Raw genomic sequence first — 25,373 nt, 5'->3', positions numbered from 1 at the left:
CTTACTGTGCCGCCTCGAAGAGTGAGAGCACGTCGACCTGCGGGTCGGTCAGCGTCAGCGTGACGACGGGACGGCCATGGCCCTCCGCCAGCACGCTCGCGTCCCCCGCGGCCTGTGCCTGGATGAGTTGTCCGAACGTGAACGGTCGACCGGGGATCTCGAGGTCGACGTCGGTGCGTTCGAGGATCTGGAGGAACACGCCTGTGGCGGGTCCTCCCTTGTGATATTGGCCCGTGGAGTGCAGGAAGCGGGGACCCCAGCCGAAGGTGGTGGGGCGACCGGAGTCGGCGGCGACGAGCTCGCGCAGACCCGCGAGCTGCGCCAGCTCCAGGCGGTTCGCATAGGCCTGGATGCTGAGGTAGCCGTCTGCCGTCACCCGCTCGTACAGGGCTGCCAACACGCCCGCGACGCTGCCGCTGGCCGCCAGTGCCGGGTCGGAGACCCGCACCTCCACGGCGCCGTCGACGAACGCCGGGGCGGTGGGGGCCGGCTGCGCCTGCAGCAGACCGCGGGTGGCGTCTTTCGCCGACTCGACATCGGGCTGATCGAACGGGTCGATTTCGAGCATGCGGCCGGCGATCGCGGTCGCGTACTCCCAGACGACGAACTGGGCTCCCAGCGACCCGCTCACCAGCACCTCGTCGGTGTGTCGGTCGAAGAGGTGGAACGCGGTGGCGTCGTCGACGAATCGGACGACCTGCAGGTCGTCGGGCCGGGATTCCAGCTCGGGCGAGACCGGCAGCAGCACCACGGGAAGGATGCCGGAGCCGTTCTTGCCCGTCGACTCGGCGACGAGCTGCTCGATCCAGTCGGGCAGGCCCACGATGTGTGTGCCGTCGGTGACCAGGCCGAGCTTGTCGCGGCGCACCGAGCCACCGCCGGCGATCGCGGCGGCCAGGACGAGCGCCGGGTTCTCGGGGGAGTCGATCGCGACCTCGAGGAGTGTGGCATCCGCCTCGTCGAGCAGGTCGTCGATGTCGACGCCCGCGAGTCCCGTCGGCACGAGACCGAACGCGGTGAGGGCCGAGTAGCGGCCGCCGACCTCGGGGTCGGCGGTGAAGACCCGGTAGCCGTCGGCTCGCGCCGACTGCTCCAACGGCGAGCCGGGATCGGTCACCACGACGATGCGCTGGGTCGGATCGATGCCGAGGTCGCGGAAGGCGGCCTCGAATGCGCGCTTGGCGGAGTCGGTCTCGATCGTCGAGCCGGATTTGCTCGAGACCACCAGAACGGTCTGTGCGAGACCGCCCGACTCGGCGTCGCCGTCGATCGCGGCGAGCACCTGCCCGGGAGAGGTCGAGTCGAGGATGACCAGCGGAACGCCGGCCGTCTGGGCGATGACCTCGGGCGCGAGCGACGACCCGCCCATCCCCGCGAGCACGACGCGGGTCACGCCCTGCGCGANCAGGGCCGTGATCTCCGGCACGAGCGGGCGCGAGACGGAGACCGCTCGCACCCACCCGAGCCGACGGGAGGCCTCGTCTTCAGCGGCCGGGCCCCACAGGCTCGCGTCACCGGCGGTGATGCCCGACGCGATCAGCGAGCCGGTCAGGCCCGGCAGCTCGGCCGAGACGACCGAGCCGACGTGGCCCGTGACCTTGACCGCGAAGCTCACTTGGCGGCCTGGGCGCTTCCGGCCTCGAGGGCGGTCTTGACGGTGTCCTGCAACTCGTGCCACGAGGCGATGAACTTCTCGACACCCTCGTCTTCGAGCGTCTGCGTCGCGTCGGCCACGTCGACACCCGCGGCGGCGAGACGGTCGAACACGTCGTGCGCGTCGGCGTAGGCGCCGGTGATGGTGTCGCCGGTGATCACACCGTGGTCGAACGTGGCCTCGAGCGTCTTCTCGGGCATCGTGTTGACGGTGCCGGGGGCGACGAGCTCGGTCACGTACAGGGTGTCGGGCAGCGCCGGGTCCTTCACGCCCGTCGACGCCCAGAGCGGACGCTGTACGGTCGCGCCCGCCTCGAGCAGCTTCTTGGCGCGGTCGTCCGAGAACTTCTTCTCGAACAGCTCGTAGGCCAGACGCGCGTTGGCGATGCCGGCCTTGCCCTTCAGCGCCGCGGCCTCGTCGGTGCCGATCGCGGCCAAACGCTTGTCGATCTCGGTGTCGACGCGCGACACGAAGAACGAGGCCACGGACTGCAGGTTCGCGATGTCGTGACCGGCGGCCTGCGCCTTCTCGACACCGGCGAGGTACGCGTCGATGACCTCCTCGTAGCGCTCCAGGCTGAAGATGAGCGTGACGTTGACCGAGATGCCCGCGCCGATGACCTCGGTGATGGCCGGGAGGCCCGCCTTGGTCGCGGGGATCTTGATGAGGACGTTCTTGCGGTCGACGCGGGCCGACAGGTCCTTCGCCTGGGCGATGGTGCCCTCGGTGTCGTGGGCGAGGTCGGGGGAGACCTCGATCGACACGCGGCCGTCGACGCCGTTCGTGGCCTCGAAGACCGGGAGGAAGATGTCGCACGCGTCGCGGACGTCATCGGTGGTGATCGAGAAGATCGCCTCGTCGACATCGGCGCCGGCGGCGGCGAGCTCCTTGACCTGGCCCTCGTACGCCTCGCCCTTGGACAGGGCACCGGCGAAGATCGTGGGGTTGGTCGTCACGCCCGATACGTTGCGGGCGTCGATGAGCTCGGCGAGGTTGCCGGACTGGATCCGCTGACGCGACAGGTCGTCGAGCCAGATGCTGACGCCGGCGGCGGCGAGGTCTGCGGTGGGAGTGCTCATGTCGTTTGTCTCCTCGGATTACTTCTCGGTTGCGGCGAGCGAGTCGCGCGCTGCCGCGACGACGGCCTCGGCCGTGATGCCGAACTTCTGGAACAGGGTCTTGTAGTCGGCCGACGCACCGAAGTGGTCGATCGCGACGGAGCGGCCGGCGTCGCCGACGATCCCCGCCCAGGTGAGGGCGGAGCCGGCCTCGACCGACACGCGCGCCTTCACCGACGAGGGCAGCACCGACTCGCGGTAGGCCTCGTCCTGCTCGGCGAACCACTCCAGCGACGGAGCCGACACCACGCTGGCGTGGACGCCCTCGGCGGCCAGGGTCTCGCGCGCCTCGACGGCGAGCTGCACCTCCGAACCGGTGGCGATCAGGATGACGTCGGGCTCGCCGTTCTTCGCTTCCGCGAGCACGTAGGCGCCCTTGACGGCGCCGGCGGCCGACGCGAATTCGTCGCCGGATGCCGCGCCCTCGCCGCGGGCGAAGACGGGGATGTTCTGGCGGGTCAGCGCGATACCGGCGGGTCCGGCGGTGCGACGCAGCATCTCGAGCCACACGACACTGGTCTCGTTGGCATCCGCGGGACGCACGAGGGCGAAGTTTGGGATGGCGCGGAGCGTCGCGAGCTGCTCGATCGGCTGGTGGGTGGGGCCGTCCTCACCGAGGGCGACGGAGTCGTGGGTCCAGACGAAGATCGTCGGGATGTTCATCAGCGCGGCCAGACGCACCGGCGGGCGCATGTAGTCGCTGAAGATGAGGAACGTGCCGCCGAAGGGCCGCGTGGGTCCGTGCAGCACGATGCCGTTGAGGATCGCGCCCATGGCGTGCTCGCGGATGCCGAAGTGCAGCACGCGGCCGTAGGGGTCGCCCGACCACTCGTGGGTCGACCACGACGCGGGGATGAAGGACTTGGCATCCTTGATCGTCGTCAGGTTCGACTCGGCGAGGTCGGCCGAGCCACCCCACAGCTCGGGGAGCTGGGCGGCGAGGGCGTTGATGACCGTGCCGGAGGCGGCGCGGGTCGACACGTCTTTGCCGGCCTCGAAGGCGGGGAGGGCGTCGGAGATGTCCGCGGGGAGCTCGCGCGCCTGCAGACGGTCCCACAGCTGCTTGCGCTCGGGGTGGGCGGCGGCCCACGCGTCGAACTTCTGCTGCCAGGCGGCCTTCTCGGCCTCGCCGCGCTCGACGAGCTGGCGCGTGTGTGCGAGGACGTCGTCGGCGACGGCGAAGTGCTGCTCAGGGTCGAAGCCGAGGACCTCTTTGGTGGCCTTGAGTTCATCGGCACCGAGCGCGGAGCCGTGGATCTTGCCCGAGTTCTGCTTGCCGGGGGAGGGCCAGCCGATGATCGTCTTCAGGATGATGAGCGACGGCTTGCTCGTCTCGCCCTTGGCGGCCTCGATCGCGGTGTGAAGCGCGGCGACGTCTTCGACGTACTCGCCGGTCTTCTTCCAGTCGACCGTCTGCACCTGCCAGCCGTAGGACTCGTAGCGCTTCGCGACGTCTTCGGTGAAGGCGACGTTGGTGTCGTCCTCGATCGAGATCTGGTTGGAGTCGTAGATCGCGATGAGGTTGCCGAGCTCCTGGTGGCCGGCGAGCGAGGAGGCTTCGCTCGTCACGCCCTCCTGGAGGTCGCCGTCGCCGGCGATGACGTAGACGAAGTGGTCGAAGGGGCTCTCACCGGCGGGGCTCTCGGCGTCGAAGAGACCGCGCTCGTAGCGGGCCGCGTACGCGAAGCCGACGGACGAGGCGAGACCCTGACCGAGCGGGCCGGTGGTGATCTCGACGCCGTCGGTGTGGCCGAACTCGGGGTGGCCGGGGGTCAGTGAACCCCACGTGCGCAGCGACTCGAGGTCTTTCAGCTCGAGGCCGAAACCGCCGAGGTAGAGCTGTACGTACTGCGTCAGCGACGAGTGACCCGCCGACAGGATGAAGCGGTCGCGGCCGGGCCAGTGCGTGTCAGCCGGGTCGTGGCGCAGCACCCGCTGGTAGAGCAGGTACGCGGCCGGAGCCAGCGACATCGCGGTGCCGGGGTGACCGTTCCCCACCTTCTCGACGGCATCCGCCGCCAGAATGCGGGCGGTGTCCACCGCGCGCCGATCGATTTCATCCCATTCGAAGTCCGACAAAACGGTGCCTCTCTCGATCTGCGCCCGTTCACGTCCGACGTCCGCGCTCACCACCGTAGGAGTGGGAGGGGGGTGGGGGTGTCGTCGCGGGGCGCGCGTTCACCGCCAGCATAGCGAGAACCCGCGACGCTGTTGCGGATCGTGACGGGGCTCGACAGGCGGCCGGGGGTCTGGTGCGGATGGCATAGAATCGAGGAGGTTCTTTACGCGCTACCCCGGGGGACGATGGACATCTCGACGACGTCGCACGTCATTGCGACGACCGATCGCCGCTCCGTCGGACGCACCGTCCGGGCCTACGTGGCTCTGACGAAGCCCCGTGTGCTCGAGCTGCTGCTGGTCACCACCGTTCCGGTGATGATCCTGGCGCAGGGCGGCCTGCCCGACCTGTGGTTGATCTTCGCCACGGTCATCGGCGGTTCGTTGAGCGCCGGTTCGGCGGCCGCGTTCAACATGTACCTCGATCGCGACATCGACGCGCACATGCAGCGCACCGAGAACCGTCCGCTCGTAACGGGTGAGGTTTCGCCGCGGGGCGCGCTCGTGTTCGCGTGGACCCTCGCGGCCGTCTCGACCGTGTGGCTGTGGGCGTTCACCAACCCGCTGGCCGCAGGTCTGTCGGCGGCGGCCATCTTCTTCTACGTCGTGATCTACACGATGATCCTCAAGCGCCGCACCGAGCAGAACATCGTCTGGGGCGGCATCGCGGGCTGCTTCCCGGTGCTCATCGGATGGTCGGCCGTCACGGGATCGCTCTCGTGGGCGGCGCTCATCCTGTTCGCCCTCGTGTTCCTGTGGACGCCGCCGCACTACTGGCCGCTGTCCATGAAGTACGCCGCGCAGTACGAAGAGGTCGACGTCCCGATGCTGGGCGCCACCCGTAGCGGGTCGCAGGTGGGTCTGCAGGTCATCCTCTACGCGTGGGCGACCGTCGCCTGCTCGCTCCTGCTGATCCCCGTGGCATCCATGGGTCTGGTCTACGCGGTGTCGTCGCTGGTGTTCGGCGGCTGGTTCATCTACGAATCGCACCGTCTCTACTCCCGCGCCGTGCGCGGCGGCGAGCCGCGTCCGATGCGCGTGTTCCACGCCTCGATCACGTACCTCACGTTGCTGTTCGTCGCGATCGCCGTGGATCCGCTGCTGCCGTTCTGACCTGATCGCCGAAGCGNCGCTTCGGCGTTTCGACGAGGGCCGCGCGTGGGATACCGTCGCGACCCCGCATGCCGCTCGACGGCGACACGGATGGGTACGGGCGTCGGAGGATGTGGCGGGAGGCCGCCGGAGCGGAGGAGTTTCCGCCGGGGGAGGACCCGTCGTCGCGGCATCCGTGCTCCGCTCGAGGAATCTCCTCCGGTCGGCAGGTGGCGCGCACGCTGAGATGTTCGGTCAGGGGCGTGGATGCCGCCGGAGCCGAGGAGTTGAGGAGTTTCCGCCGGGGGAGGACCCGTCGTCGCGGCATCCGTCCTCCGCTCGAGGAATCTCCTCCGGTGGTCGGGTGGAGCGGAGGCGCGAGGTCCGAAGGACGCGAACGCGCCCGCCCCCGAAAGGGAGCGGGCGCGTTCGTCCGAGCGGGATCAGCGACGCGGGGCGTCGTCTCCGGCGTCGAGTCGGGGCTCGTCGTGGCGGGTTCCGGCGTCGAGCTTCGGGGCGTCGTGACCGGTTTCGGCCGCGGCACGGGCCGGAGCGGGAGCGGTCGACGGCGTCTCGATGTCGGCGTCCTCGACCGCGATGGGGGCCGCGATCGGCTCAGCGGCCGTGGCGGGCGGGTACACCGCGGCGGCGGGCTCGGCGACCGTCTCGTCGTCGCGCGACAAGTCGATGCTCTCGACCGCCACGTCGGGGCGGCGGGTCAGTGCGGTGGCTGCGCCGAGCGCGAGCACGGCGACGATGCCCACGGCACCGGCACCGAGCACCGCGGCGCCGACGACGACCCAGGACTGACCGACGTAGACCTGCACGACGGTGGCGTTGGGGTCGTTGAGGACCTCCTCCATCGCGGTGATCCCGTTCAGGACGATCGCGAGTCCGCCGATGATGGCGGCCAGGGATCCGGCGACGAGCACCCAGAAGGGGATGCTGGTCAGCAGACGGGGACGAGTGTGCATGGGATGAACTCCTTGTCGTTCCGACCCGGGGGAGTCGGAAGGCGTCATCCGACGCGGTGGCATCGGATGGATCACGGGCGCCGGGCACCCTGAGGACAACCCTGTCTCACCGGGCGGTGTCGGGGTTAGGGGTCGCCCATGAATGCCCTATGAGCGTATAAGCGCGCCTTCTCGCCCCGATGGCAGCGGTCGGCGGGGCGGTCAGCTCCGCGCCGACGCGGTTTCGCGGGCCGCGATCGAATCGTCGACGGCGGCCGGCTGCTTCAGGCGCATCACGACGACGGTCATCGTCGCCGCGGCCAGAGCGGCGAGCACCATGTGGGTGCCGACGGCGAGCTCGGGCAGTCCGTTGCGCGCCTGGTAGAGGCCGACGGCGATCTGCACGAGTTCGACGGCCAGCAGGGCGGTCGCCCAGCGACGCACCGGGAGGCGGAGCCGCCACGCGATCACGACGACCGCGAGGGTGAGGACGAAGAGCGCGTACCCGGGCCACGCGTGGACGTGCTCGAGCACCTGCGCGTCGAAGCCGTTGCGGATCGAGGCCTCGTCACCCGAGTGGGGGCCGGCGCCGGTGGTGAGCACGCCGAAGACGATGGTCAGGGCGAGGATCGCGGTGGTGGCGTGCACGAGACCCGCGAACCAGCGCGGGACGGCGAGGGTGCGGGCTCCGGCGGGCTGATACATCCGCACGAGGAAGGCGGCGCACACGGCCACCAGCGAGACCGACGCGACGTAGTGGAACCCGACGATGAAGGGGTTCAGGCCCGTCAGCACGGTGATGCCGCCCACGACCGCCTGCGCGACGATGCCCACCAGCACGACGAGAGACAGGACGAAGAGCACACGGCGCTCGTGACGCATGCGCCAGACGAGCACCACGACGGCGATGGCCAGGATGCCGACGAGCCCCGTCAGCGTGCGGTTGCCGAACTCGATGACTCCGTGGATGCCCATCTCGGGCGTGTTGACCAGGGAGTCGGGCGTGCAGCGCGGCCACGTCGGGCAGCCGAGCCCCGAGCCGGTCAGACGGACGGCGCCCCCGGTGCCGATGATCAGCACCTCCGCCACGAACGACAGCCACGCGAACACCCGTACCCGCCGGTCGACGTCGACGGGCAACCAGGCGACGAAGCGGCGCAGGGGCGCCGGAACGCGTGACGGGGCAGTGGGGGACGGGGCGGAGGGCATGCGTACGGCTTCCTGGCGTCGAGGTGCTCCGGGCGTTCGGGAGAGCGGGCCTGCCATGCCGGGAGCGGGTGTTGCCTGTAGAATCAGAGGGTCCGGGTGCAGCGCTCACGCGTTCCGCACCACTGACAGTCTAGGCGCGCCGCCAGCGCCTTCGAGCGGGCCCACCAGCGACATTCCTGGGACTTCGACCGGAGTCCGGAATGCCGGGACGGATGACACCGTTGAGGCCCGAGAAGGAGAGTGACCACTATGTCCGATGTACTCATCGACCGACCCGAGCTCGAAAGCCTGGGGCAATACGAGTTCGGCTGGCACGACACCGATGCCGCGGGTGCGCTCGCGCAGCGCGGGATCAACGAGGACGTCGTCCGCGGCATCTCCTCCCTGAAGTCCGAGCCGGAGTGGATGCTGAAGACGCGCCTCAAGGGCTACCAGCTCTTCGGCCGCAAGCCCATGCCCACCTGGGGCGCCGATCTCAGCGAGATCGACTTCGACAACATCAAATACTTCGTGCGCTCGACCGAGAAGCAGGCCCAGTCCTGGGAAGACCTTCCGGAGGAGATCCGCAACACCTACGAGAAGCTCGGCATCCCCGAGGCCGAGCGTCAGCGCCTCGTCGCCGGCGTGGCCGCGCAGTACGAGTCCGAGGTGGTCTATCACCAGATCCGCGAAGACCTCGAGCAGCAGGGTGTCATCTTCATGGACACCGACACCGCTCTGCGCGAGCACCCCGAGTTCTTCGAGGAGTACTTCGGCACCGTCATCCCCGCCGGCGACAACAAGTTCGCAGCGCTGAACACGGCCGTGTGGTCGGGCGGTTCGTTCGTCTACGTCCCCAAGGGCGTGCACGTCGAGATCCCGCTGCAGGCGTACTTCCGCATCAACACCGAGAACATGGGTCAGTTCGAGCGGACCCTGATCATCGCGGACGAAGACAGCTACGTGCACTACATCGAGGGCTGCACGGCGCCGATCTACAAGAGCGACTCGCTGCACTCGGCCGTCGTCGAGATCATCGTGAAGAAGAACGCCCGCGTGCGCTACACGACGATTCAGAACTGGTCGAACAACGTCTACAACCTCGTCACGAAGCGTGCCGTCGCCCACGAGGGCGCGACCATGGAATGGGTCGACGGCAATATCGGCTCCAAGGTGACGATGAAGTACCCCTCCATCTACCTGATGGGCGAGCACGCCAAGGGCGAGACCCTGTCGGTCGCTTTCGCCGGTCCCGGTCAGCACCAGGACGCCGGCGCGAAGATGGTCCACATGGCGCCGTACACGCAGTCCTCGATCGTGTCGAAGTCCATCGCCCGCGGCGGCGGTCGCGCCGGGTACCGCGGTGAAGTGCGAGTGGATGCCAACGCGCACCACTCCGCCAACACGGTGCGCTGCGACGCGTTGCTGGTCGACACCATCTCGCGCAGCGACACCTACCCCGCGATCGACATCCGCGTCGACGACGTGCAGCTCGGTCACGAAGCCACCGTTTCGAAGGTCAGCGAAGAGCAGCTCTTCTACCTGCAGTCGCGCGGGATGCCCGAAGACGAGGCCATGGCCATGATCGTGCGCGGGTTCATCGAGCCCATCGCGCGCGAACTGCCCATGGAGTACGCGCTCGAGTTGAACAAGCTCATCGAGATGGGCATGGAAGGCAGCGTCGGATGATCGCTTCGGCGACGACCGCCCCGCCCTCAGTTCCCCGCCCTCTCGCCGAATGGAGCGTTAGCTAAGTGACGACAGCGACCACGACCCCCGCGGGCACCGCGGCGGGTCATATCGACCCTGCCGCCCTCGTGGCATCCATCGTTCCGGTGCAGACGCGCTCGGAGCGGGCGACCTCGTTCGATCCGGCCGACTTCGGCACTCCGACCGGCCGCGAGGTCAACTGGAAGCTCACCCCGATCGACCGGCTCGCGGCGTTGTTCGCCGACGAGGCGGGTCCGACGGGCGTCATGCGCGTCGAGGTCGAGGCTCCGGCAGAGGTCGAGCAGCTGCGGCTCGCGGCCGGTGACGCGCCGCGCGGTGAGCACTTCCGTCCCGAAGACATCACGGCCGCCCTCGCCTGGACCCACGAGTCCGAGGCGCCGCTGCTGCGGATCCCCGCGAACGTCGAACTCGACGAGCCCGTGATCGTGCGCCTGACCGGCACCGGCGGGCTCGCCCACGCACACGTCGTGATCGAGGCGCAGCCGAACTCGCGCGGCACCATCGTGCTGCGCCACGAGGGCACCGCCCAGCACGCCCAGAACGTCGAGATCCTCGTGCGCGACGGAGCCGACCTCACGGTCGTGTCGGTGCAGAAGTGGGACGACGACGCGATCCACGCCTCGGCGCACCAGGCTCGCGTCGACCGCGACGCGAAGCTCACCCACGTCGTGGTGAGCTTCGGCGGCGGTGTCGTGCGCGTGAACCCGTCCGTCGAGCTGTCGGGCGCCGGAGCCGAGGGCCGTCTGTACGGTTTGTCGTTCGCCGACGCCGGCCAGCACCTCGAATCGCAGGTGTACCTGCACCACAAGGGACCGCACACGGTCGGCGACGTGCTCTACAAGGGTGCCCTGCAGGGCAAGAACGCCCGGAGCGTGTGGATCGGCGACGTGCTCATCGGCCCCGATGCCACCGGCACCGACTCGTACGAGGCCAACCGCAACCTCGTGCTCACCGACGGCGCGCGCGCGGACTCGATCCCCAACCTCGAGATCGAGACCGGCGACATCCAGGGTGCGGGCCACGCCAGCGCCACGGGCCGTTTCGACGACGAGCAGCTGTTCTACCTCCAGGCCCGCGGTATCGCCGAAGACGAGGCGCGACGACTGGTCGTGCTCGGCTTCCTCAGCGAGATCGTGCAGCGCATCGGCATCCCCGAGCTCGAGACCGAGCTCACCGAGGCGATCGAGCGCGAGCTGGCCGAAGGGGCGGCCGCGTGAGCGCCTCGCGCGCGTGCGCGCTGAGCGACCTCGTGCAGGACGAAGCGCACCGCGTCGAGATCGACGGCACCGCGATCGCCGTGGTCCTCGACGGCAACGGCGAGGTGCACGCGATCGGAGACGTCTGCACCCACGGCGACATCTCGCTGTCGGACGGCTTCGTCGAGGGAGAGACGCTGGAGTGCTGGGCGCACGGCTCGGCATTCTCGCTGAAGACCGGACGCCCCCTGAACCTGCCGGCCTTCGAGCCGGTGCCCGTGTACGAGGTCGTGATCGACGGAGACGACGTGCTCATCGATCCTTCCGTCACCAAGGCGACGGCCTGAGCCGCGCCCACGACCCCAGACTTACGTAAGGAACACCATGCCTGTCCTCGAGATCCGCGACCTCCACGTGACGGTCGAGACGGAGAACGGTACGACCCCGATCCTCAACGGCGTGACGCTCACGCTCCGCACCGGTGAGACCCACGCCATCATGGGCCCCAACGGCTCCGGCAAGTCGACCCTGGCCTACACGATCGCCGGGCACCCCAAGTACACCGTCACCAGCGGCTCCATCACGCTCGACGGCGAAGACGTGCTCGAGATGACCGTCGACGAGCGCGCCCGCGCGGGCCTGTTCCTCGCGATGCAGTACCCGGTCGAGATCCCCGGTGTCACGGTCACCAACTTCCTCCGCACCGCCAAGACGGCCATCGACGGTGAGGCTCCGGCCATCCGAGGCTGGACCAAGGACGTCAAGGGAGCCATGTCGAACCTGCGCATGGACCCGACGTTCGCCGCGCGCAACGTCAACGAGGGGTTCTCCGGCGGCGAGAAGAAGCGTCACGAGATCCTCCAGCTCGAGCTGCTCAAGCCCAAGATCGCCGTGCTCGACGAGACCGACTCCGGTCTCGACGTCGACGCGCTCAAGATCGTGTCGGAGGGCGTGAACCGCGCCAAGGAGCAGACCGACCTCGGTGTGCTGCTCATCACGCACTACACGCGCATCCTCCGCTACATCCGTCCCGACTTCGTGCACGTGGTGGTGAAGGGCCGCATCGTCGAGGAGGGCGGCCCCGAACTCGCCGACCGTCTCGAAGAAGAGGGGTACGACCGTTTCCTCGAGGCCGGTACGCCGGTCGAAGCGTAAGATCGTTACATGACCGCAACGCTCGCGCCCGAGAAGTACGACGAGGTCACCGAGGCCCTGAAGGACGTCATGGACCCCGAACTGGGGATCAACGTCGTCGACCTGGGGCTCATCTACGACCTCGCATGGGACGACGAGAACGACGCCCTCGTCATCCACATGACCCTCACCTCGGCCGGCTGCCCGCTGACCGATGTGCTCGAAGAGCAGACCGCCCAGTCCCTCGACAACGTGGTGGACCGCTTCCGCATCAACTGGGTGTGGATGCCGCCGTGGGGTCCCGAGCGGATCACCGACGATGGCCGCGACATGATGCGCGCCCTCGGCTTCGCGATCTGATCGAAAACGCCCAGCACCGCCGGTCGATCCGACTCGCGTCCTCGGCTCCGCTGAACGCCCGTCCCTCCGGGGCGGGCGTTCGCGCGTGTCCGGACGGTGGCACCGTGCCCGTGTTTCGCCGTCTGACGCGTCGATTCCCCGGCATCCGGAGCCCTGATTAGGCTCGCGGCATGAGCGTTCCTCCCCTCCAGGCCCTGCCGCTCGACCTGTTACGTCAGCGAACGAGCACGAAGTGGCGCTCGTACGGCGACGATGTCATCCCGATGTTCGTGGCGGAGACCGACTTCGCGTTGGCTCCCGGCATCACGGCCGCCCTGCACCGGGCGGTGGAGATCGGCGACACGGGCTACACGCCCCCGCGGCCGGGAATCGACCTCGACTTCGCGGACTTCGCCGATCGTCACTGGGGCTGGCGCCCCGATCCGTCGCGCATCCGCTGGACGGGCGATGTGATGATGGGCGTCGTCGAGGTGCTGCGCGCTGTCACGTCGCCCGGGGACCGCGTGATCGTCACACCGCCGGTGTATCCGCCGTTCTACGACACGGTCGAGGAGGCGGGGGCGGTCGTCGAGCGGGTTCCGCTCGTCGACGACGGTGACCGCTGGCGGCTGGATCTCGACGGCATCGAACGGGCCCTGGCCGCCGGCGCCCGCTCGGTGCTGCTGTGCAACCCGCACAACCCCACCGGCACGGTCCACACGCGGGAGTCGCTCGCGGCCCTGGCACGGTTGGCGCACCGGTTCGGGGCGACCGTCGTCAGCGACGAGATCCACGCGCCGCTCACGCACGCGCCCGCGGTGTTCACCCCATTCCTGGATGCCGCGCCCGAGGCGGCTGCGGTCGGATTCACCGTGACGAGCGCGAGCAAGACCTATAACCTCGCGGGGCTCAAATGCGCGGTGATCGTGACGGGCGCCGAGGAGACTGCGGCGATCGTGCGTGCCCTGCCGTGGGAGGTGGAGTGGCGCGCGGGGCTGTTCGGCGTGATCGCCAATCGCGCCGCGTTCTCGGTCGACAGCGACGAGTGGCTGGAGGGGCTGCTGGCCGCCCTCGATCAGAACCGTCGCCTCCTGGCCGAGCTGCTCGCGGAGCACCTTCCCCTCGCGCGCTACCGCATCCCCGATGCCGGGTTCCTCGCCTGGGTCGACGTGTCGGCCTACGGGTGGGGGGAGAACCCCGCGCCGTTCATCCGTCGCGAGGCGAAGGTCGCGCTGCACCACGGCCCGCTCTTCGGCGACGAGGGCGTGGGGCACGTGCGCATCAACGTGGGGTGTGCGCCCGAGGTGCTGCGCGACGCGATCGGACGCATCGGACGGTTGGTGCCCGTCGTCTGACCGTTGCGGGGCGCGGGTGCGCCGCATCCGGTGTCTGTCGAAGGTGCGAGCATTGGGGGCGCGGGTGCGCGGCATCCGGTGTCTCGTCAGTGCGCTCGCGCGTGGGAGGCTCCGGGAGGCGTCGGGCCGTCAGCACTCCGCGCGACCGGAGCGCCAGTAGCCCATGAACGCCACGGCTCGCCGGTCGACCCCGCGCTCGGTCACCAGGTGACGGCGCAGGGTCTTGATGGCCGAGGCCTCGCCGGCGAGCCACGCGTACAGCGGCGCCTTCTTCAAGGCAGCCCCGCCCTTGGCGGTGCGGGGGACCTCCCAGAGCATTCCCTCGTCGATGTCGACTTCCTCGACCTCGTCGCCGTGACCGTCGGGGGTGAGCGCGAAGGCGGCGTCACGGGTGGCGGCGACCAGGTGCGCGTGGCGGTCGCGGCCCGCCCGTGCCGCCACCAGGAAGGAGAAGCCCGGATGCCGGGGCAGGTAGGCGCAGTCCTCGGGCGTCGGCACCTCGAGCACGACCGTGCCGGTGGCATCGGCGGGCAACTGCTCGAGGATGACGGCGATCGCGGGAGCGGCGGTCTCGTCTCCCGCGAGCAGATAGTCGCCGGTCTCGGCGGGAGGGACGAAGTCGACGCCGAAGCTGACGTCGGTCAGCGCGACGGTGGGCGCGAACACGAGCACCTCGTCGCCGACACGCGCGTTCGCGATCCACGCGGAGGCGGGCCCCAGCACGTCGTGGGCGACCATGTCGACGTCGACCTCGCGGTCGGCACGTCGCACGGCGCGGGTCGTGTAGGTGCGGAAGGGAAGGCGCTGCTCGTCGGGGAGTTCGCGCCAGGCGGTCCACCAGTCCGGTCCGGTCGGCATGGCATCCAGACTCAGCGTCTCGGTGGGGAAGACGACCTTGATGCGCTGGTCGAAGCCGGGGTCGCCGTACTCGTGGAGGTCGTCGCCGACGAAGGTGAAGCGGCGGAAGCTGGGCGTGAGCTCGGTGATGCGGGCGACGCGGACGCGGAAGAACCGCGAGGTCTCACGAGGGGAGGACATCGAGGGGCTCCTGAACGGTGTCGGGGGCGGGCACGCGCGGGCTCACGTGGTGGCGGCCGCGAGGCAGGACGAGAGGGGTGCCGGAAACCGGGTCGGGAACGACGAGGGCGTCGAGACCGAAGACGTCGCGGATGAGGTCGGAGGTCATGACCGCGGTGGGTTCGCCGGCGGCGACCACGTGACCCTCGCGCAGCGCGACGAGGTGGTCGGCGTAGCGCGCGGCCATGTTCATGTCGTGCAGCACCATCACCGTGGTGGTACCGCGGTCGCGGTTGAGGTCGGTGAGCAGATCGAGCACCTCGACCTGGTGGGCGACGTCGAGGAAGGTCGTCGGTTCGTCGAGCAGCAGAATGTCGGTCTCCTGTGCCAGCGCCATGGCGATCCAGACGCGCTGACGCTGGCCGCCGGAGAGCTCGTCGATCGAGCGGTCCGCGAGGTCGCTGACGCCGGTCGCGGCGAGGGCCTCGGCGACGACCTCGTAATCGCGGGCGCTCCAGCGGGCGAGCGCGCGCTGGTGCGGGTGGCGACCGCGGCCCACCAGGTCGGCGACGGCGATTCCCTCGGGCGCGATCGGGCTCTGCGGGAGCAGACCGAGGATGCGCGCCACCTCCTTCGACGGCCGCTCGTGCAGCGCTTTGCCGTCGAGCACGACGCGCCCGGTCTTCGGCGGGAGCAGTCGTGCCAGCGCGCGGAGGAGCGTCGACTTGCCGCAGCCGTTGGCGCCGACGATGGCGGTGATGCGGCCGGCCGGGAAGACGATGTCGAGGTCGTCGACGATCACGCGGTCGCCGTAGGCGAGGGTGAGTCCTTCGGCGGTGAGCGTGCGGTTCGCGGTCACGAGAGGGCTCCCTCGGGATGGGAGGTCGCAGGTGCGGTCACAATGAGCCTCCGGAGCGGTTGGTCCTGATGAGCAGGTAGATGAGGTACGGCGCACCGAGCACGCCCGTGATGACGCCGACGGGGTAGCGGTTGTCGAAGGCGAACTGGCCGAGCAGGTCGCTGAGCATGACCAGGAGGGCGCCGACGAGTCCGGCGGGGATCAGGAGCGAGCCGCCCGGCCCGATGAGTCGGGCGGCGATCGGGCCGGCCATGAACGCCACGAACGCGATGGGGCCGCTCGCCGCGGTCGCGACCGCCAGCATCACGACGGCGCCGACGATCAGCAGCACGCGAGTGCGCTCCACCCGCACGCCGAGACCGGCGGCCGAGTCGTCGCCGAGGCGCAGCACGGCGAGTCCGCGGGTGTTGGCGACCATCAGCGGCACGACGACCACGACGGTGACGACCAGGGGCAGGAGGCGGCCCCACGAGGCGTTGTTGAGGCTGCCGGTGAGCCATTGCATCGCGGTCTGCAGATCCCAGTTGGCCGCACGGGTCAGCATCCACGTGGTGACGCTGTCGAGCATCGCCGCGACGCCGATCCCGATGAGCACGAGCCGTGTGCCGGTGAAGGCCCCGCGGCGGGACAGCAGGTAGATCGCCGCGGCCGTGGCGAGGGCGCCGACGAGGGCGAAGGCGGAGACGGCCGCATCCGAGAGCGAGAAGCCGATGATCGCGACGACGGCGAAGGCGCTCGCGCCCGAGGAGATGCCGATGATGTCGGGGGAGGCGAGGGGATTGCGCAGCATCGTCTGAAACGTCACGCCCGCCATGCCGAAGGCGAGACCCGACAGCAGTCCGAGGCTGGCCCGGGGGAGGCGCAGCTCGCCGATCGTGAACGATGCTCCGGGCACCGTCTCGCCGAGGATCACACGGATCACCTGGTCGGGGGTGTAGAAGGTGTTCCCCACCATGAGGGTGACGAGGTACACGAGGACGACGGCGGTCACGAGGATGCCGGCCACGAGCATCCGACGGCGCGTGCGGCCGCGGCGCCCGCGGACGAGGGCTTCGACGTCGGGCACGGATGCCGCCGGGGCATCGCCCCGGGGTGGCAGAGTCGACGTGCTCACAGTTCCCGCACCTTCTGCCGGCGGACGATCCAGATGAAGAAGGGGGCGCCGATCAGGGCGGTGAGGATGCCGACCTCGACCTCTGTCGGGCGCGCGACGAGGCGGCCTACGACGTCGGCGCCGACGAGGAGGATCGCCCCTCCGAGGGCCGAGAACGGCACGAGCCAGCGGTGGTCGGTGCCGATGAGCATGCGGCAGACGTGGGGGACCACGAGACCGACGAAGGCGATGGGGCCGGCGACCGCGGTGGCGGCGCCCACGAGCACGACCGCGCCGGCGGATGCGACGAGTCGCGTGCGGCCGACGTGTTCGCCGAGGCCCGTGGCGACGTCGTCGCCGAGCGCGAGCGAGTTCATGCCGCGAGAGCAGAGCACGCACACGAGGGTGCCGATCACGAGGACCGGCAGGACGACCTGGACGCGCTCCCACGTCGCGCCGCCGATCCCGCCGATCTGCCAGAACCGGAACACCTCCAGCAGGTCCACGCGGGGGAGGAGGATCGCGCTCGAAAGCGAGCCGAAAGCGGCTGTGGTGGCCGCGCCCGCGAGGGCGAGCTTGAGCGGAGTCGCGCCGCCCCGGCCGAGCGAGCCCACGGTGTAGACGAAGACGGCGGCGACCGCCGCGCCCACGATCGCGAAGCCCATGTACCCGGTCGAGTCGGAGAGCCCGAAGAAGGCGATCCCCGCGACCACCGCGAGCGACGCCCCGGCGGAGACGCCGAGGATGCCGGGGTCGGCGAGCGGGTTGCGGGTGACGGCCTGCATCGTCAGCCCCGCCATGGCGAGGGCGGCGCCCACGAGGAGACCGAGCACGGTGCGGGGGATGCGGGCGATCACCGCGGCCTCCCCGACACCGCCACCGCCGATGAAGGCGGAGCCGATCTCGGTCAGGGAGACGTCGCGCGTTCCGAGGGCGACGGATGCCGCCGACACCACGACCACGCCCCCCGTGAGCACCAGCAGCCACAGAAGGCGGCGACTCGCCGGACGCCGCAGGGAGGCGGCGTCCGGGAGTGCGTCGGCGACGGGGGAGCGGGTGGTCATGAGGGGCGCGGTCCGGTCAGGTGGGGGATCAGCCGACGGCGGAGGCCAGCAGGTCGAGGTACTCGCCGAAGCCCCAGCCGACCGACAGCGGCGAGGGGTTCGCCGAGGCCGCGAGCGGCGTGCCGTCTTCGAGCACGGCGATGCGGCCGGCCGCGATGGCGGGGATCTTCGACAGCAGCGGGTCGGCCTGCAGCTGCGCGACGGTCGAGCCGTCGGTGTTGCCGTAGGTGATCCACAGACCGACGTCGCTGAAGACGTCGGCGTTCTCGGAGCTGATGTCGCTGTAGAACGCGTCGATCTCGGACGAGGTCTTCGTCACCTGCTCGGGCTCGGGCATTCCCAGCTCGTGCAGGAAGCCCGCGCGCGGGTCGTGCGAGGTGTAGTAGGTGATCTTGCTGAGATCGGTGGGGTCGGTGAACGCGAACAGCGGTGCGGCGTCGGCGAGGGTCGGGTGCGCGGCGTACGCGGCCTCGGCCTCGGTCGTGATCTGCTCGATCAGGGCGTCGCCCTCGCTCTCGAGGCCCAGGGCCTTCGCGTTCAGCTGGATCATCTGATCGAGCGTGGTGCCCCAGGCGGCGTCGGGGTAGGCCACGACGGGCGCGATCTTCGACAGGGTGTCGTAGTCCTCCTGCGTCAGGCCCGAGTAGGCCGCGAGGATCACATCGGGCTGCGTGTCGGCCACGGCCTCGAAGTCGATGCCGTCGGTCTCGTCGAAGAGAACAGGGGTCTCGCCGCCGAGCTCGGTGAGCTTGTCCTCGACCCAGGGCAGGATGCCGTCGCCGTCGTCGTCGCCCCACGTGGCCTTGGCCATGCCCACGGGCACGATGCCGAGCGCGAGCGGGACCTCCTGGTTCGACCACGCCACGGTCGCGACGCGTTCGGGCTTCTTCTCGATCACGGCCTGGCCGAGGGCGCTGTCGACAGTGACGGGGAAGACGCCGTCCGAGCCCTGCGCGGCCTCTCCTTCGGGCGATGCGGAGGTACCGGCGCAGCCGGTGAGGACGAGAGCGGAGCCGACGGCGAGGGCCGCCAGGGCGCGGAATCGGGACACAGAGAGCCTCCTGTGATTCAAGTAAGGACAGCCTTAGCTTAGGTCAGGAGTCGGGTGAGAGTGCAAACCCGGATGCCGACACCGGGGTCGAACGTCTCGACGCCGAGCTAACGGCGGCGGGGCGTCGAGCGGCCGCGCGGGCACGCGGCACCCGGTCTGCGCGGCCGCGCGGGCACGCGGCACCCGGTCTGCGCGGCCGCTCGGAGAGTTCTCTGTCGGGGGACGTTCGGGAAGGCGACTTATACTGGGTGGCTGGCCATCGTCTGGCCACTCCCCGACCCCGAAGAACGGACGTTCGCTGTGCTCGCCGTGCACGACCTCGAGATCCGCGTGGGCGCCCGCGTGCTCATGTCCGATGTGGCGTTCCGCGTCTCCGACGGCGACAAGATCGGCCTCGTCGGGCGAAACGGTGCCGGAAAGACGACGTTGACCAAGGTGCTCGCGGGTGACCTGCTGCCCTCGAACGGCGGCGTCGACCGCTCGGGCGAGCTCGGCTACCTGCCGCAGGACCCCCGCTCGGGCGACCCCGAGATGCTCGCCCGCACCCGCATCCTCGACGCCCGCGGGCTCGGCTCGCTCGCGCTCGGCATGCACGAGGCGTCGCTGGCCATGGCCGACGACGACGCCGCGGTCGCGGCGAAGGCGATGAAGAAGTACGCCACCCTCACCGAGCGGTTCGAAGCGGCGGGAGGGTACGCGGCCGAGGCCGAGGCGGCATCCATCGCCCACAACCTCTCGCTTCCCGACCGCATCCTCGATCAGCAGTTGAAGACCCTGTCGGGTGGTCAGCGGCGCCGCATCGAGCTCGCGCGCATCCTGTTCTCGGACGCCCGCACGATGATCCTCGACGAGCCCACCAACCACCTCGACGCCGACAGCGTCGTGTGGCTGCGCGAGTTCCTCAAGGGCTACAAGGGCGGCCTCATCGTCATCTCGCACGATGTCGAGCTCGTCGGCGAGACGGTGAACCGGGTGTTCTACCTGGATGCCAACCGCCAGGTCATCGACATCTACAACATGAACTGGAAGAACTACCTGCGCCAGCGGGTGGCCGACGAGGAGCGCCGCAAGAAGGAGCGCGTCAACGTCGAGAAGAAGGCCACGGCGCTGCAGCTGCAGGCAGCGCGCTTCGGGGCGAAGGCGTCCAAGGCCGCCGCCGCGCATCAGATGGTCGCGCGCGCCGAGAAGATGCTCTCGGGCCTCGACGAGGTGCGTCAGGACGAGCGGGTCGCCAAGCTCCGCTTCCCCAAGCCCGCGCCCTGCGGTAAGACGCCGCTCATGGCGTCGGGGCTGTCGAAGTCGTACGGGTCGCTGGAGATCTTCACCGACGTCGACCTCGCCATCGACCGCGGCTCGCGCGTCGTCATCCTGGGGCTCAACGGCGCCGGCAAGACGACGCTGCTGCGTATCCTCGCGGGCGTCGACCAGCCCGACACCGGGCAGCTCGAGCCCGGTCACGGCCTCAAGATCGGTTACTACGCACAGGAGCACGAGAACCTCGACGTCTCGCGGTCCGTGCTCGACAACATGATGTCGGCCGCGCCCCACATCACCGCGACCGAGGCCCGCAAGGTGCTCGGATCGTTCCTCTTCGTGGGGGATGACGTGCTCAAGCCCGCGGGAGTCCTGTCGGGTGGCGAGAAGACGCGCCTCTCGCTCGCGACGCTCGTGGTGTCGTCGGCGAACATGCTGTTGCTCGACGAGCCGACGAACAACCTCGACCCCGCTTCGCGCGAGGAGATCCTCGGCGCGCTCGCGCACTACGAGGGCGCGGTCGTGCTCGTCTCGCACGACGAGGGTGCCGTCGAGGCGCTCAACCCCGAGCGCGTGTTGATCCTCCCCGACGGTGTCGAAGACATCTGGGGACGCGATTACGCCGACCTGATTACGCTGGCCTGATCACCCGGGGCTGGTCACGGCGGTCTGACCACGCTGGGCTCGTCGCGCTGGCCTGACCACGCTGGGCTCGTCGCGCTGGCCTGACCACGCTGGGCTCGTCGCGCTGGCCTGACCACGCGGGGCCCGTCGCGCTGGCCTGATCACGCGAGGCTGGTCGCGCTGGCCTGGTCACGCGGCCTGGTCACGCCACGCCCGCGCGACGGCCGGCGTCGTCGCCTGACCGCCCTCGCCCGATGACTCTGTCGGGCGCACAGCAGGAGCGATGGATGCCGGGGAGCCGGCGCCCGTGAGATCACCGGGCGTCGAGCAGGGCGTCCTCGTCGTCGGCGTCGCGGTCGCGTGGCCGCTTCCTCGAACGGTGCAGAGCGACGGGGTCGACGCGGCGCGCTTCTTTCGGCACGGTCTCGGTCGCGAGGACCGGGTCGGAGTCGTCTTCGGCTTCCTCGCGGCGGAGCTTGCGCTCGTTCACGATGACGTAGCTGATGAAGGCGAAACCCATCACCGCGAAGAGGATCCACTGGATCGCGTACGAGAGGTACGGCCCCGGGTCGTTGCTGGGAGGGTCGATGGTGAACGGAGCCGTGGCCGGGGCGGGAGTCTCCGACATCAACAGTCCGTAGGCCCCCTGCTCGAGCGGTCCGGTCTGCTCGGCGACCAGCCCTAGGTTGATCGTCGGCACCTGCCCGGCCTCGGCCGACCGACCCGAGGTCGGGGCCGCCTCGCCGGGACGCAGGCGCACCTCGACCGTGACCTCGCCGGACGGTGGGGCGGGGATGTCGTCGGGTGCGGACTGGCTGTTCCCCGGGGGCAACCATCCGCGATCGACGAGGACGATGCGGCCGTCGTCGAGGCGGAAGGGCACCAACTGCTCGTACGCCGCGGAGCCGCCGTGCGCGCGATTGCGCACGAGGAGCTGCTCGTCGGCGAGATAGCGGCCTTCGAGGCGCACCGGACGCCATTCGTCCTGCGGGTTCAGCTCGGCTCCGGGGGCGAGCAACTGCTCGAGCGCGACGGGGGCGGCGTCGTAGTTGTTCTCGACGAGCTGCAGTTGCTCCGTGCGCTCGGCGTTGCGCGAGAACTGCCAGTTCGACAGGAACGCGCACGCGATCGCGAACAGGATCGCGACGCCGACGTACATCGCCCATCGGGCGGCGGCGGGGGTCTCGCGGGCGCTCACGGGCGGCCTCCGATGACACGCGCTGCGAAATCGCTCACGTCGTCCTCCCTCGCCACACTTCCAGGTTACGTCGGTCGAAGCGTGCGCGCGCTCAGGCTGATCGCGGCCCGAGGCCGACGGCGGCCCGCGTGCGGACCCTCCGCACGCTCGGGAGCGTCCGTGCGAGGGCTCACGCGGGTCGCTGTGCGAGGGCGGCGACCTCGACGGGGAAGTCCCGTGCGCTCAGGAACTCCCGGAGGTAGACGACGTGCTCGCCGCACGCGATCCATGTCTTGCGGCGGTCGGCGGCGTGGATGCGGGGATTGCGCCAGTGAAGGGCCCAGACCGCCTGCTGGCGGCATCCCGCTCGTGAGCATTCGGTCTGCTCGACCGGCGACGGCTGCTCGACGGAACTCGCCCGATCCGTCGACGCGGTCACCGGGGTGATCGACGGCTGCTCGACCGGTGCCGCCTGAGGGGATGCGGGCAGCCCGTGCGACGCCTGGGGCGGGGCGGTCACGACCGGTCGTCGCGCGGCGGGTCGATGCGCGGGGTCTCGGCGATGCGGATGACGAGCGGGGAGTCGGGATCGACCGCGGCGGCGGTCGGTGCCGGGCGGGGTGCCTCGATCGCGCGCTCCGGGTTGATCGCCGTCGTCTCGGCGGCGTCCTCGCCCACGTTCGCCAGGATCACGGCCACGTAGGGCAGGAAGATCGCGCCCGCGGCGAAGACGAAGGTCCACCAGCCGTACGGCGTGACGAGGGCCATGGCGAGGAAGCACCCGATGCGGATGCCCATCATCAACATGTACTTGGCGAAACGACCGTCGGCGCTCTCCCGAGGTGCCTTGGGGAGCGACGTCGCAGACTGGGCGCGGTGTGTCTTCACAGTGGTCTCAGGGTACGCCCGTCGGCGAGGGGGGCGGCGCGTTCTCGCGGGCGTCGTCTCGACGTCATGACAAGCCCCGCCGACACGGCTGCGGGTGCCGCGCGATCGGACGGCACCCGCAGGAGGCCACACGGTCGCTCAGGCGCCGTAACGCACGTCGCTTCCGCCGGTGACGCCGATGATGACGGCGGTCAGAACGATGAGGAGGATGCCGAGCCCCAGGCTGATGTACCCGATGAGCACACCCGACAGGGCCATGCCGCGCCCGCGTTCGCCCGTCGTCTTGACCTGCTTGAGCGAGATGTGGCCGGTGATGATGCCGACGATCTGCCCGATGACCGGGATGGCGAATAAGCCCACGAGCGACGACACGAGCGCGACGATCGCGAGCGGGTTGACGCGCGGGGCGGCGCCGTAGCCATAGGCGGGCGCGCCGTAGTTCGGCTGACCGTAGGCCTGTTGTCCGTAGCCCTGCTGACCATAAGCCTGCTGGCCGTAAGCCTGCTGGCCATCGTTCTGCTGATCGTCGTCGCGCCGACCGTCGGCGGGTGCTCCGGACGCGGACTGGCCGTACGCGGGTGCCGGGTACGCGGGCGCGCCGTGAGGAGGCGTCGCCGGGACGCCGTATCCCGCCGCCGGTGCGCCCGTCCCGGGTGCCGGGGGAGTGTCGTACGGGGGTGCCGGGGGCACGCCGTCGCCCGTCGGACGTGACGGTGCGTCGTGGCCGGTCGCCTCGGGCGTGTGCCCGTACGGGGAGGGGTCGTTGGTGCGGTCGTCGCTCACGGGATGCCTTTCGTCGCGCTGTGTTCCAGCGTTTCAGCGCCGCTCCGCTCGTGTCAAACCCCGTGTCGCCCGCGGGGAATCGGTATACCCGCCGCCGTCGGCGAGGCGCGGTGATCGCTAGGCTGGGCCGGTTACGTCCCCGCACGCACAGGAGTGTCACCATGTCCCAGGACCGCGTCGTCGTCGTCACCGGAGGAAATCGGGGTATCGGTCGTTCCATCGCCGAGCGTTTCGTCGCCGAGGGCTGGAAGGTCGCCGTCACCGCCCGATCGGGTGAAGGCCCCGAGGGGACGCTCACCGTCCGCGCCGACGTGACCGACGCGGCCGCCGTGGACGCCGCTTTCTCCCAGGTCGAAGCCGAGCTCGGTCCGATCGCGGTGATCGTCGCGAACGCCGGCGTGACCAGGGACACCCTGCTGCTGCGCATGAGCGAGGACGACTTCGACTCTGTCATCAACACGAACCTCGGCGGAGCGTTCCGCGTGGTCAAGCGCGCGTCGAAGGGCATGCTCAAGGCGCGCTGGGGTCGTGTCATCCTCATCTCCAGCGTGGTGGGCCTCCTGGGCTCGGCGGGTCAGATCAACTACGCCGCCTCCAAGAGCGCTCTCGTCGGCTTCGCGCGGTCGCTGACGCGCGAGCTCGGCGCGCGCGGGATCACTGCGAACGTCGTCGCCCCGGGGTTCATCGAGACGGAGATGACCGCTGAACTTCCTGCCGACACCCAGGCGGAGTACAAGAAGAACATCCCCGCCGGCCGGTTCGCCTCGCCCGACGAGGTCGCGGGCGTCGTCACCTGGCTGGCCGGTGACGATGCCGCCTACATCTCGGGCGCCATCATCCCCGTCGATGGCGGTCTCGGGATGGGGCACTGACCAGCGGCACGGATGGGGCACCGACCAGCGGCACGGCGCTTCGTGGCCTGAGGGCCGAGCACCGGGGCGGCGGTTTCGCGGTCGCCGCCCCGGGTGACAGCTGACCGCGTCTCTACCGCACCGCGGCCACCAGCTTCTTCGCGAAGTCCGTAGGTTGCGAGAACTGCGGCCAGTGGCCCGAACCGAGGTGCACGACCTCGACGTCGTCGAGGCGGCCGAACTCTTCGGCGAATGCACCCCAGTCCGCGAGCACGCGCGGCAGGGATTCGGCGTCGAGCTGACCGGACAGGACCGTCACGGGCACCGCGAACCGACGGTCGTCACCGAGGGTGATCGGAGACGTTGGTACGCGCGCGGGCACGTCGACGACCTGCTCGGCAGTGCGACGGCGCGTCTCGTCGTCGATGTCGGCGACGTCGTCGTGATCGAAGAAGTCCCAGCCCGGGAAGTGCACGACGCCGTCCTCGACGGGGAATTCCGAGATCATCGCCCCGGGATGCGGAACGATCGTGTCGACCAGGATGACACGGGCGATACGCTCTGGACGCCGGTCGGCGGCACCCCACGCCACGTTGCCTCCGCCGGAATGGCCGACGAGCACGACGGGCCCATCGAGACGGTCGATCTTCGAGACGACCGCATCGACCCAGTCGTCGATGACCAGGTCGCCGACAGCGGGGCCGGGCATGCTCAACGGGTGCGGTCGATGGCCCGCCGCCTCGAGAGCGGGGACGATGTCGTCCCACGACGACGCGGTGAGCCAGAGTCCGGGTACGAGGATGACGTCCATGCCGGGAGCGTACGACGGGGTTC

24 protein-coding genes are annotated in these 25,373 nt (G+C 69.9%); 9 read left to right on the top strand and 15 right to left on the bottom strand.

What is annotated here, in order from left to right; genetic code table 11:
- Position 1: 1 nt before the first annotated feature.
- From ACTJJP_RS03515 to tkt, 3 genes are read right to left on the bottom strand one after another with little or no spacing between them, the layout of a single operon-like run.
- Positions 2 to 1,615 (bottom strand): glucose-6-phosphate isomerase, encoded by a 1,614-nt coding sequence (locus tag ACTJJP_RS03515; RefSeq protein ID WP_440773634.1) that lies wholly within the window; start codon positions 1,613 to 1,615, stop codon positions 2 to 4.
- Positions 1,612 to 2,733: a transaldolase gene (gene tal, locus ACTJJP_RS03510; RefSeq protein WP_440773633.1), complete on the bottom strand. Its 1,122-nt coding sequence runs from the start codon at positions 2,731 to 2,733 to the stop codon at positions 1,612 to 1,614. The genes ACTJJP_RS03515 and tal overlap by 4 nt, the downstream gene beginning before the upstream one ends.
- 18 nt (positions 2,734 to 2,751) lie before the next feature.
- Positions 2,752 to 4,851 (bottom strand): transketolase, encoded by a 2,100-nt coding sequence (tkt, locus tag ACTJJP_RS03505; RefSeq protein WP_440773632.1) that lies wholly within the window; start codon positions 4,849 to 4,851, stop codon positions 2,752 to 2,754.
- 225 nt (positions 4,852 to 5,076) lie between these two features.
- Between tkt and ACTJJP_RS03500 the strand changes: the two genes are divergently transcribed.
- Complete coding sequence (locus tag ACTJJP_RS03500) at positions 5,077 to 6,003, top strand: heme o synthase (protein WP_440773631.1); 927 nt, start codon at positions 5,077 to 5,079, stop codon at positions 6,001 to 6,003.
- A gap of 422 nt (positions 6,004 to 6,425) precedes the next feature.
- Here the strand turns inward: ACTJJP_RS03500 and ACTJJP_RS03495 are convergent, their stop codons facing one another.
- Both ACTJJP_RS03495 and ACTJJP_RS03490 read right to left on the bottom strand, forming a co-directional pair.
- Positions 6,426 to 6,956 carry a dinucleotide-utilizing enzyme gene (locus ACTJJP_RS03495; protein WP_440773630.1) on the bottom strand — a complete coding sequence of 177 codons (531 nt, stop codon included), beginning with the start codon at positions 6,954 to 6,956 and terminating at the stop codon, positions 6,426 to 6,428.
- Positions 6,957 to 7,157: 201 nt separating this feature from the next.
- Positions 7,158 to 8,144, bottom strand: coding sequence for a COX15/CtaA family protein (locus ACTJJP_RS03490; protein WP_440773629.1), 987 nt, complete (start codon positions 8,142 to 8,144; stop codon positions 7,158 to 7,160).
- A gap of 249 nt (positions 8,145 to 8,393) precedes the next feature.
- Between ACTJJP_RS03490 and sufB the strand changes: the two genes are divergently transcribed.
- From sufB to ACTJJP_RS03460, 6 genes are all read left to right on the top strand, one after another.
- Positions 8,394 to 9,812 (top strand): Fe-S cluster assembly protein SufB, encoded by a 1,419-nt coding sequence (gene sufB / locus ACTJJP_RS03485; protein ID WP_314456907.1) that lies wholly within the window; start codon positions 8,394 to 8,396, stop codon positions 9,810 to 9,812.
- A 65-nt stretch (positions 9,813 to 9,877) separates the two neighbouring features.
- The gene (gene sufD, locus ACTJJP_RS03480; protein WP_440773628.1) at positions 9,878 to 11,071 is read left to right on the top strand and encodes a Fe-S cluster assembly protein SufD; all 1,194 of its coding nucleotides are present in this window, start codon (positions 9,878 to 9,880) and stop codon (positions 11,069 to 11,071) included.
- A complete protein-coding gene (locus tag ACTJJP_RS03475) occupies positions 11,068 to 11,397 on the top strand; it encodes a non-heme iron oxygenase ferredoxin subunit (protein WP_055955137.1) in 330 nt (109 codons plus the stop codon). Before sufD ends, ACTJJP_RS03475 begins: the two co-directional genes overlap by 4 nt.
- Positions 11,398 to 11,434: 37 nt before the next feature.
- Positions 11,435 to 12,205: a Fe-S cluster assembly ATPase SufC gene (gene sufC, locus ACTJJP_RS03470; RefSeq protein ID WP_440773627.1), complete on the top strand. Its 771-nt coding sequence runs from the start codon at positions 11,435 to 11,437 to the stop codon at positions 12,203 to 12,205.
- Positions 12,206 to 12,214: 9 nt separating this feature from the next.
- Complete coding sequence (locus ACTJJP_RS03465) at positions 12,215 to 12,544, top strand: metal-sulfur cluster assembly factor (protein WP_055837689.1); 330 nt, start codon at positions 12,215 to 12,217, stop codon at positions 12,542 to 12,544.
- A 170-nt stretch (positions 12,545 to 12,714) separates the two neighbouring features.
- Positions 12,715 to 13,878, top strand: coding sequence for a MalY/PatB family protein (locus ACTJJP_RS03460; protein WP_440773626.1), 1,164 nt, complete (start codon positions 12,715 to 12,717; stop codon positions 13,876 to 13,878).
- 129 nt (positions 13,879 to 14,007) lie between these two features.
- Here ACTJJP_RS03460 and ACTJJP_RS03455 read toward each other — a convergent pair whose 3' ends face one another.
- The 5 genes from ACTJJP_RS03455 to ACTJJP_RS03435 are packed head-to-tail and all read right to left on the bottom strand — an operon-like array spanning position 14,008 to position 18,962.
- Entirely contained in the window at positions 14,008 to 14,916 is a 909-nt protein-coding gene (locus ACTJJP_RS03455; RefSeq protein ID WP_440773625.1) for a siderophore-interacting protein, read from the bottom strand.
- Positions 14,900 to 15,754 (bottom strand): ABC transporter ATP-binding protein, encoded by an 855-nt coding sequence (locus ACTJJP_RS03450; RefSeq protein WP_440773624.1) that lies wholly within the window; start codon positions 15,752 to 15,754, stop codon positions 14,900 to 14,902. Before ACTJJP_RS03450 ends, ACTJJP_RS03455 begins: the two co-directional genes overlap by 17 nt.
- Before the next feature lie 37 nt (positions 15,755 to 15,791).
- Complete coding sequence (locus ACTJJP_RS03445; RefSeq protein ID WP_440773623.1) at positions 15,792 to 16,868, bottom strand: FecCD family ABC transporter permease; 1,077 nt, start codon at positions 16,866 to 16,868, stop codon at positions 15,792 to 15,794.
- A complete protein-coding gene (locus ACTJJP_RS03440; protein WP_440773622.1) occupies positions 16,865 to 17,911 on the bottom strand; it encodes a FecCD family ABC transporter permease in 1,047 nt (348 codons plus the stop codon). The genes ACTJJP_RS03445 and ACTJJP_RS03440 overlap by 4 nt, the downstream gene beginning before the upstream one ends.
- Positions 17,912 to 17,939: 28 nt before the next feature.
- Positions 17,940 to 18,962, bottom strand: coding sequence for an iron-siderophore ABC transporter substrate-binding protein (locus ACTJJP_RS03435; protein WP_440773621.1), 1,023 nt, complete (start codon positions 18,960 to 18,962; stop codon positions 17,940 to 17,942).
- A gap of 300 nt (positions 18,963 to 19,262) precedes the next feature.
- On the opposite strand from ACTJJP_RS03435, the gene ACTJJP_RS03430 reads away from it, so the two are divergent.
- The gene (locus ACTJJP_RS03430) at positions 19,263 to 20,861 is read left to right on the top strand and encodes an ABC-F family ATP-binding cassette domain-containing protein (protein ID WP_440773620.1); all 1,599 of its coding nucleotides are present in this window, start codon (positions 19,263 to 19,265) and stop codon (positions 20,859 to 20,861) included.
- A 292-nt stretch (positions 20,862 to 21,153) separates the two neighbouring features.
- On the opposite strand, the gene ACTJJP_RS03425 is transcribed toward ACTJJP_RS03430, so the two are convergent.
- The 4 genes from ACTJJP_RS03425 to ACTJJP_RS03410 form a co-directional block, all read right to left on the bottom strand.
- Positions 21,154 to 21,999, bottom strand: a complete 846-nt coding sequence (locus ACTJJP_RS03425) for an SURF1 family cytochrome oxidase biogenesis protein (RefSeq protein WP_440773678.1) — start codon at positions 21,997 to 21,999, stop codon at positions 21,154 to 21,156.
- A 208-nt stretch (positions 22,000 to 22,207) separates the two neighbouring features.
- Positions 22,208 to 22,537 carry a hypothetical protein gene (locus ACTJJP_RS03420; protein WP_440773619.1) on the bottom strand — a complete coding sequence of 110 codons (330 nt, stop codon included), beginning with the start codon at positions 22,535 to 22,537 and terminating at the stop codon, positions 22,208 to 22,210.
- Positions 22,534 to 22,905 carry a DUF3099 domain-containing protein gene (locus tag ACTJJP_RS03415; RefSeq protein WP_440773618.1) on the bottom strand — a complete coding sequence of 124 codons (372 nt, stop codon included), beginning with the start codon at positions 22,903 to 22,905 and terminating at the stop codon, positions 22,534 to 22,536. The genes ACTJJP_RS03420 and ACTJJP_RS03415 overlap by 4 nt, the downstream gene beginning before the upstream one ends.
- 138 nt (positions 22,906 to 23,043) lie before the next feature.
- The gene (locus ACTJJP_RS03410; RefSeq protein ID WP_440773617.1) at positions 23,044 to 23,688 is read right to left on the bottom strand and encodes a DUF4190 domain-containing protein; all 645 of its coding nucleotides are present in this window, start codon (positions 23,686 to 23,688) and stop codon (positions 23,044 to 23,046) included.
- A gap of 161 nt (positions 23,689 to 23,849) precedes the next feature.
- On the opposite strand from ACTJJP_RS03410, the gene fabG reads away from it, so the two are divergent.
- Positions 23,850 to 24,560 carry a 3-oxoacyl-ACP reductase FabG gene (gene fabG, locus ACTJJP_RS03405; RefSeq protein ID WP_440773616.1) on the top strand — a complete coding sequence of 237 codons (711 nt, stop codon included), beginning with the start codon at positions 23,850 to 23,852 and terminating at the stop codon, positions 24,558 to 24,560.
- 112 nt (positions 24,561 to 24,672) lie between these two features.
- Here fabG and ACTJJP_RS03400 read toward each other — a convergent pair whose 3' ends face one another.
- Entirely contained in the window at positions 24,673 to 25,350 is a 678-nt protein-coding gene (locus ACTJJP_RS03400; protein ID WP_440773615.1) for an alpha/beta fold hydrolase, read from the bottom strand.
- Between the last annotated feature and the right edge of the window lie 23 nt (positions 25,351 to 25,373).

The sequence above is a fragment of the Microbacterium sp. 22296 genome, from assembly GCF_052045385.1.
In the GTDB taxonomy this organism is placed as follows: Bacteria; Actinomycetota; Actinomycetes; order Actinomycetales; family Microbacteriaceae; genus Microbacterium.
This window is presented reverse-complemented; position numbering and strand designations above follow the sequence as displayed.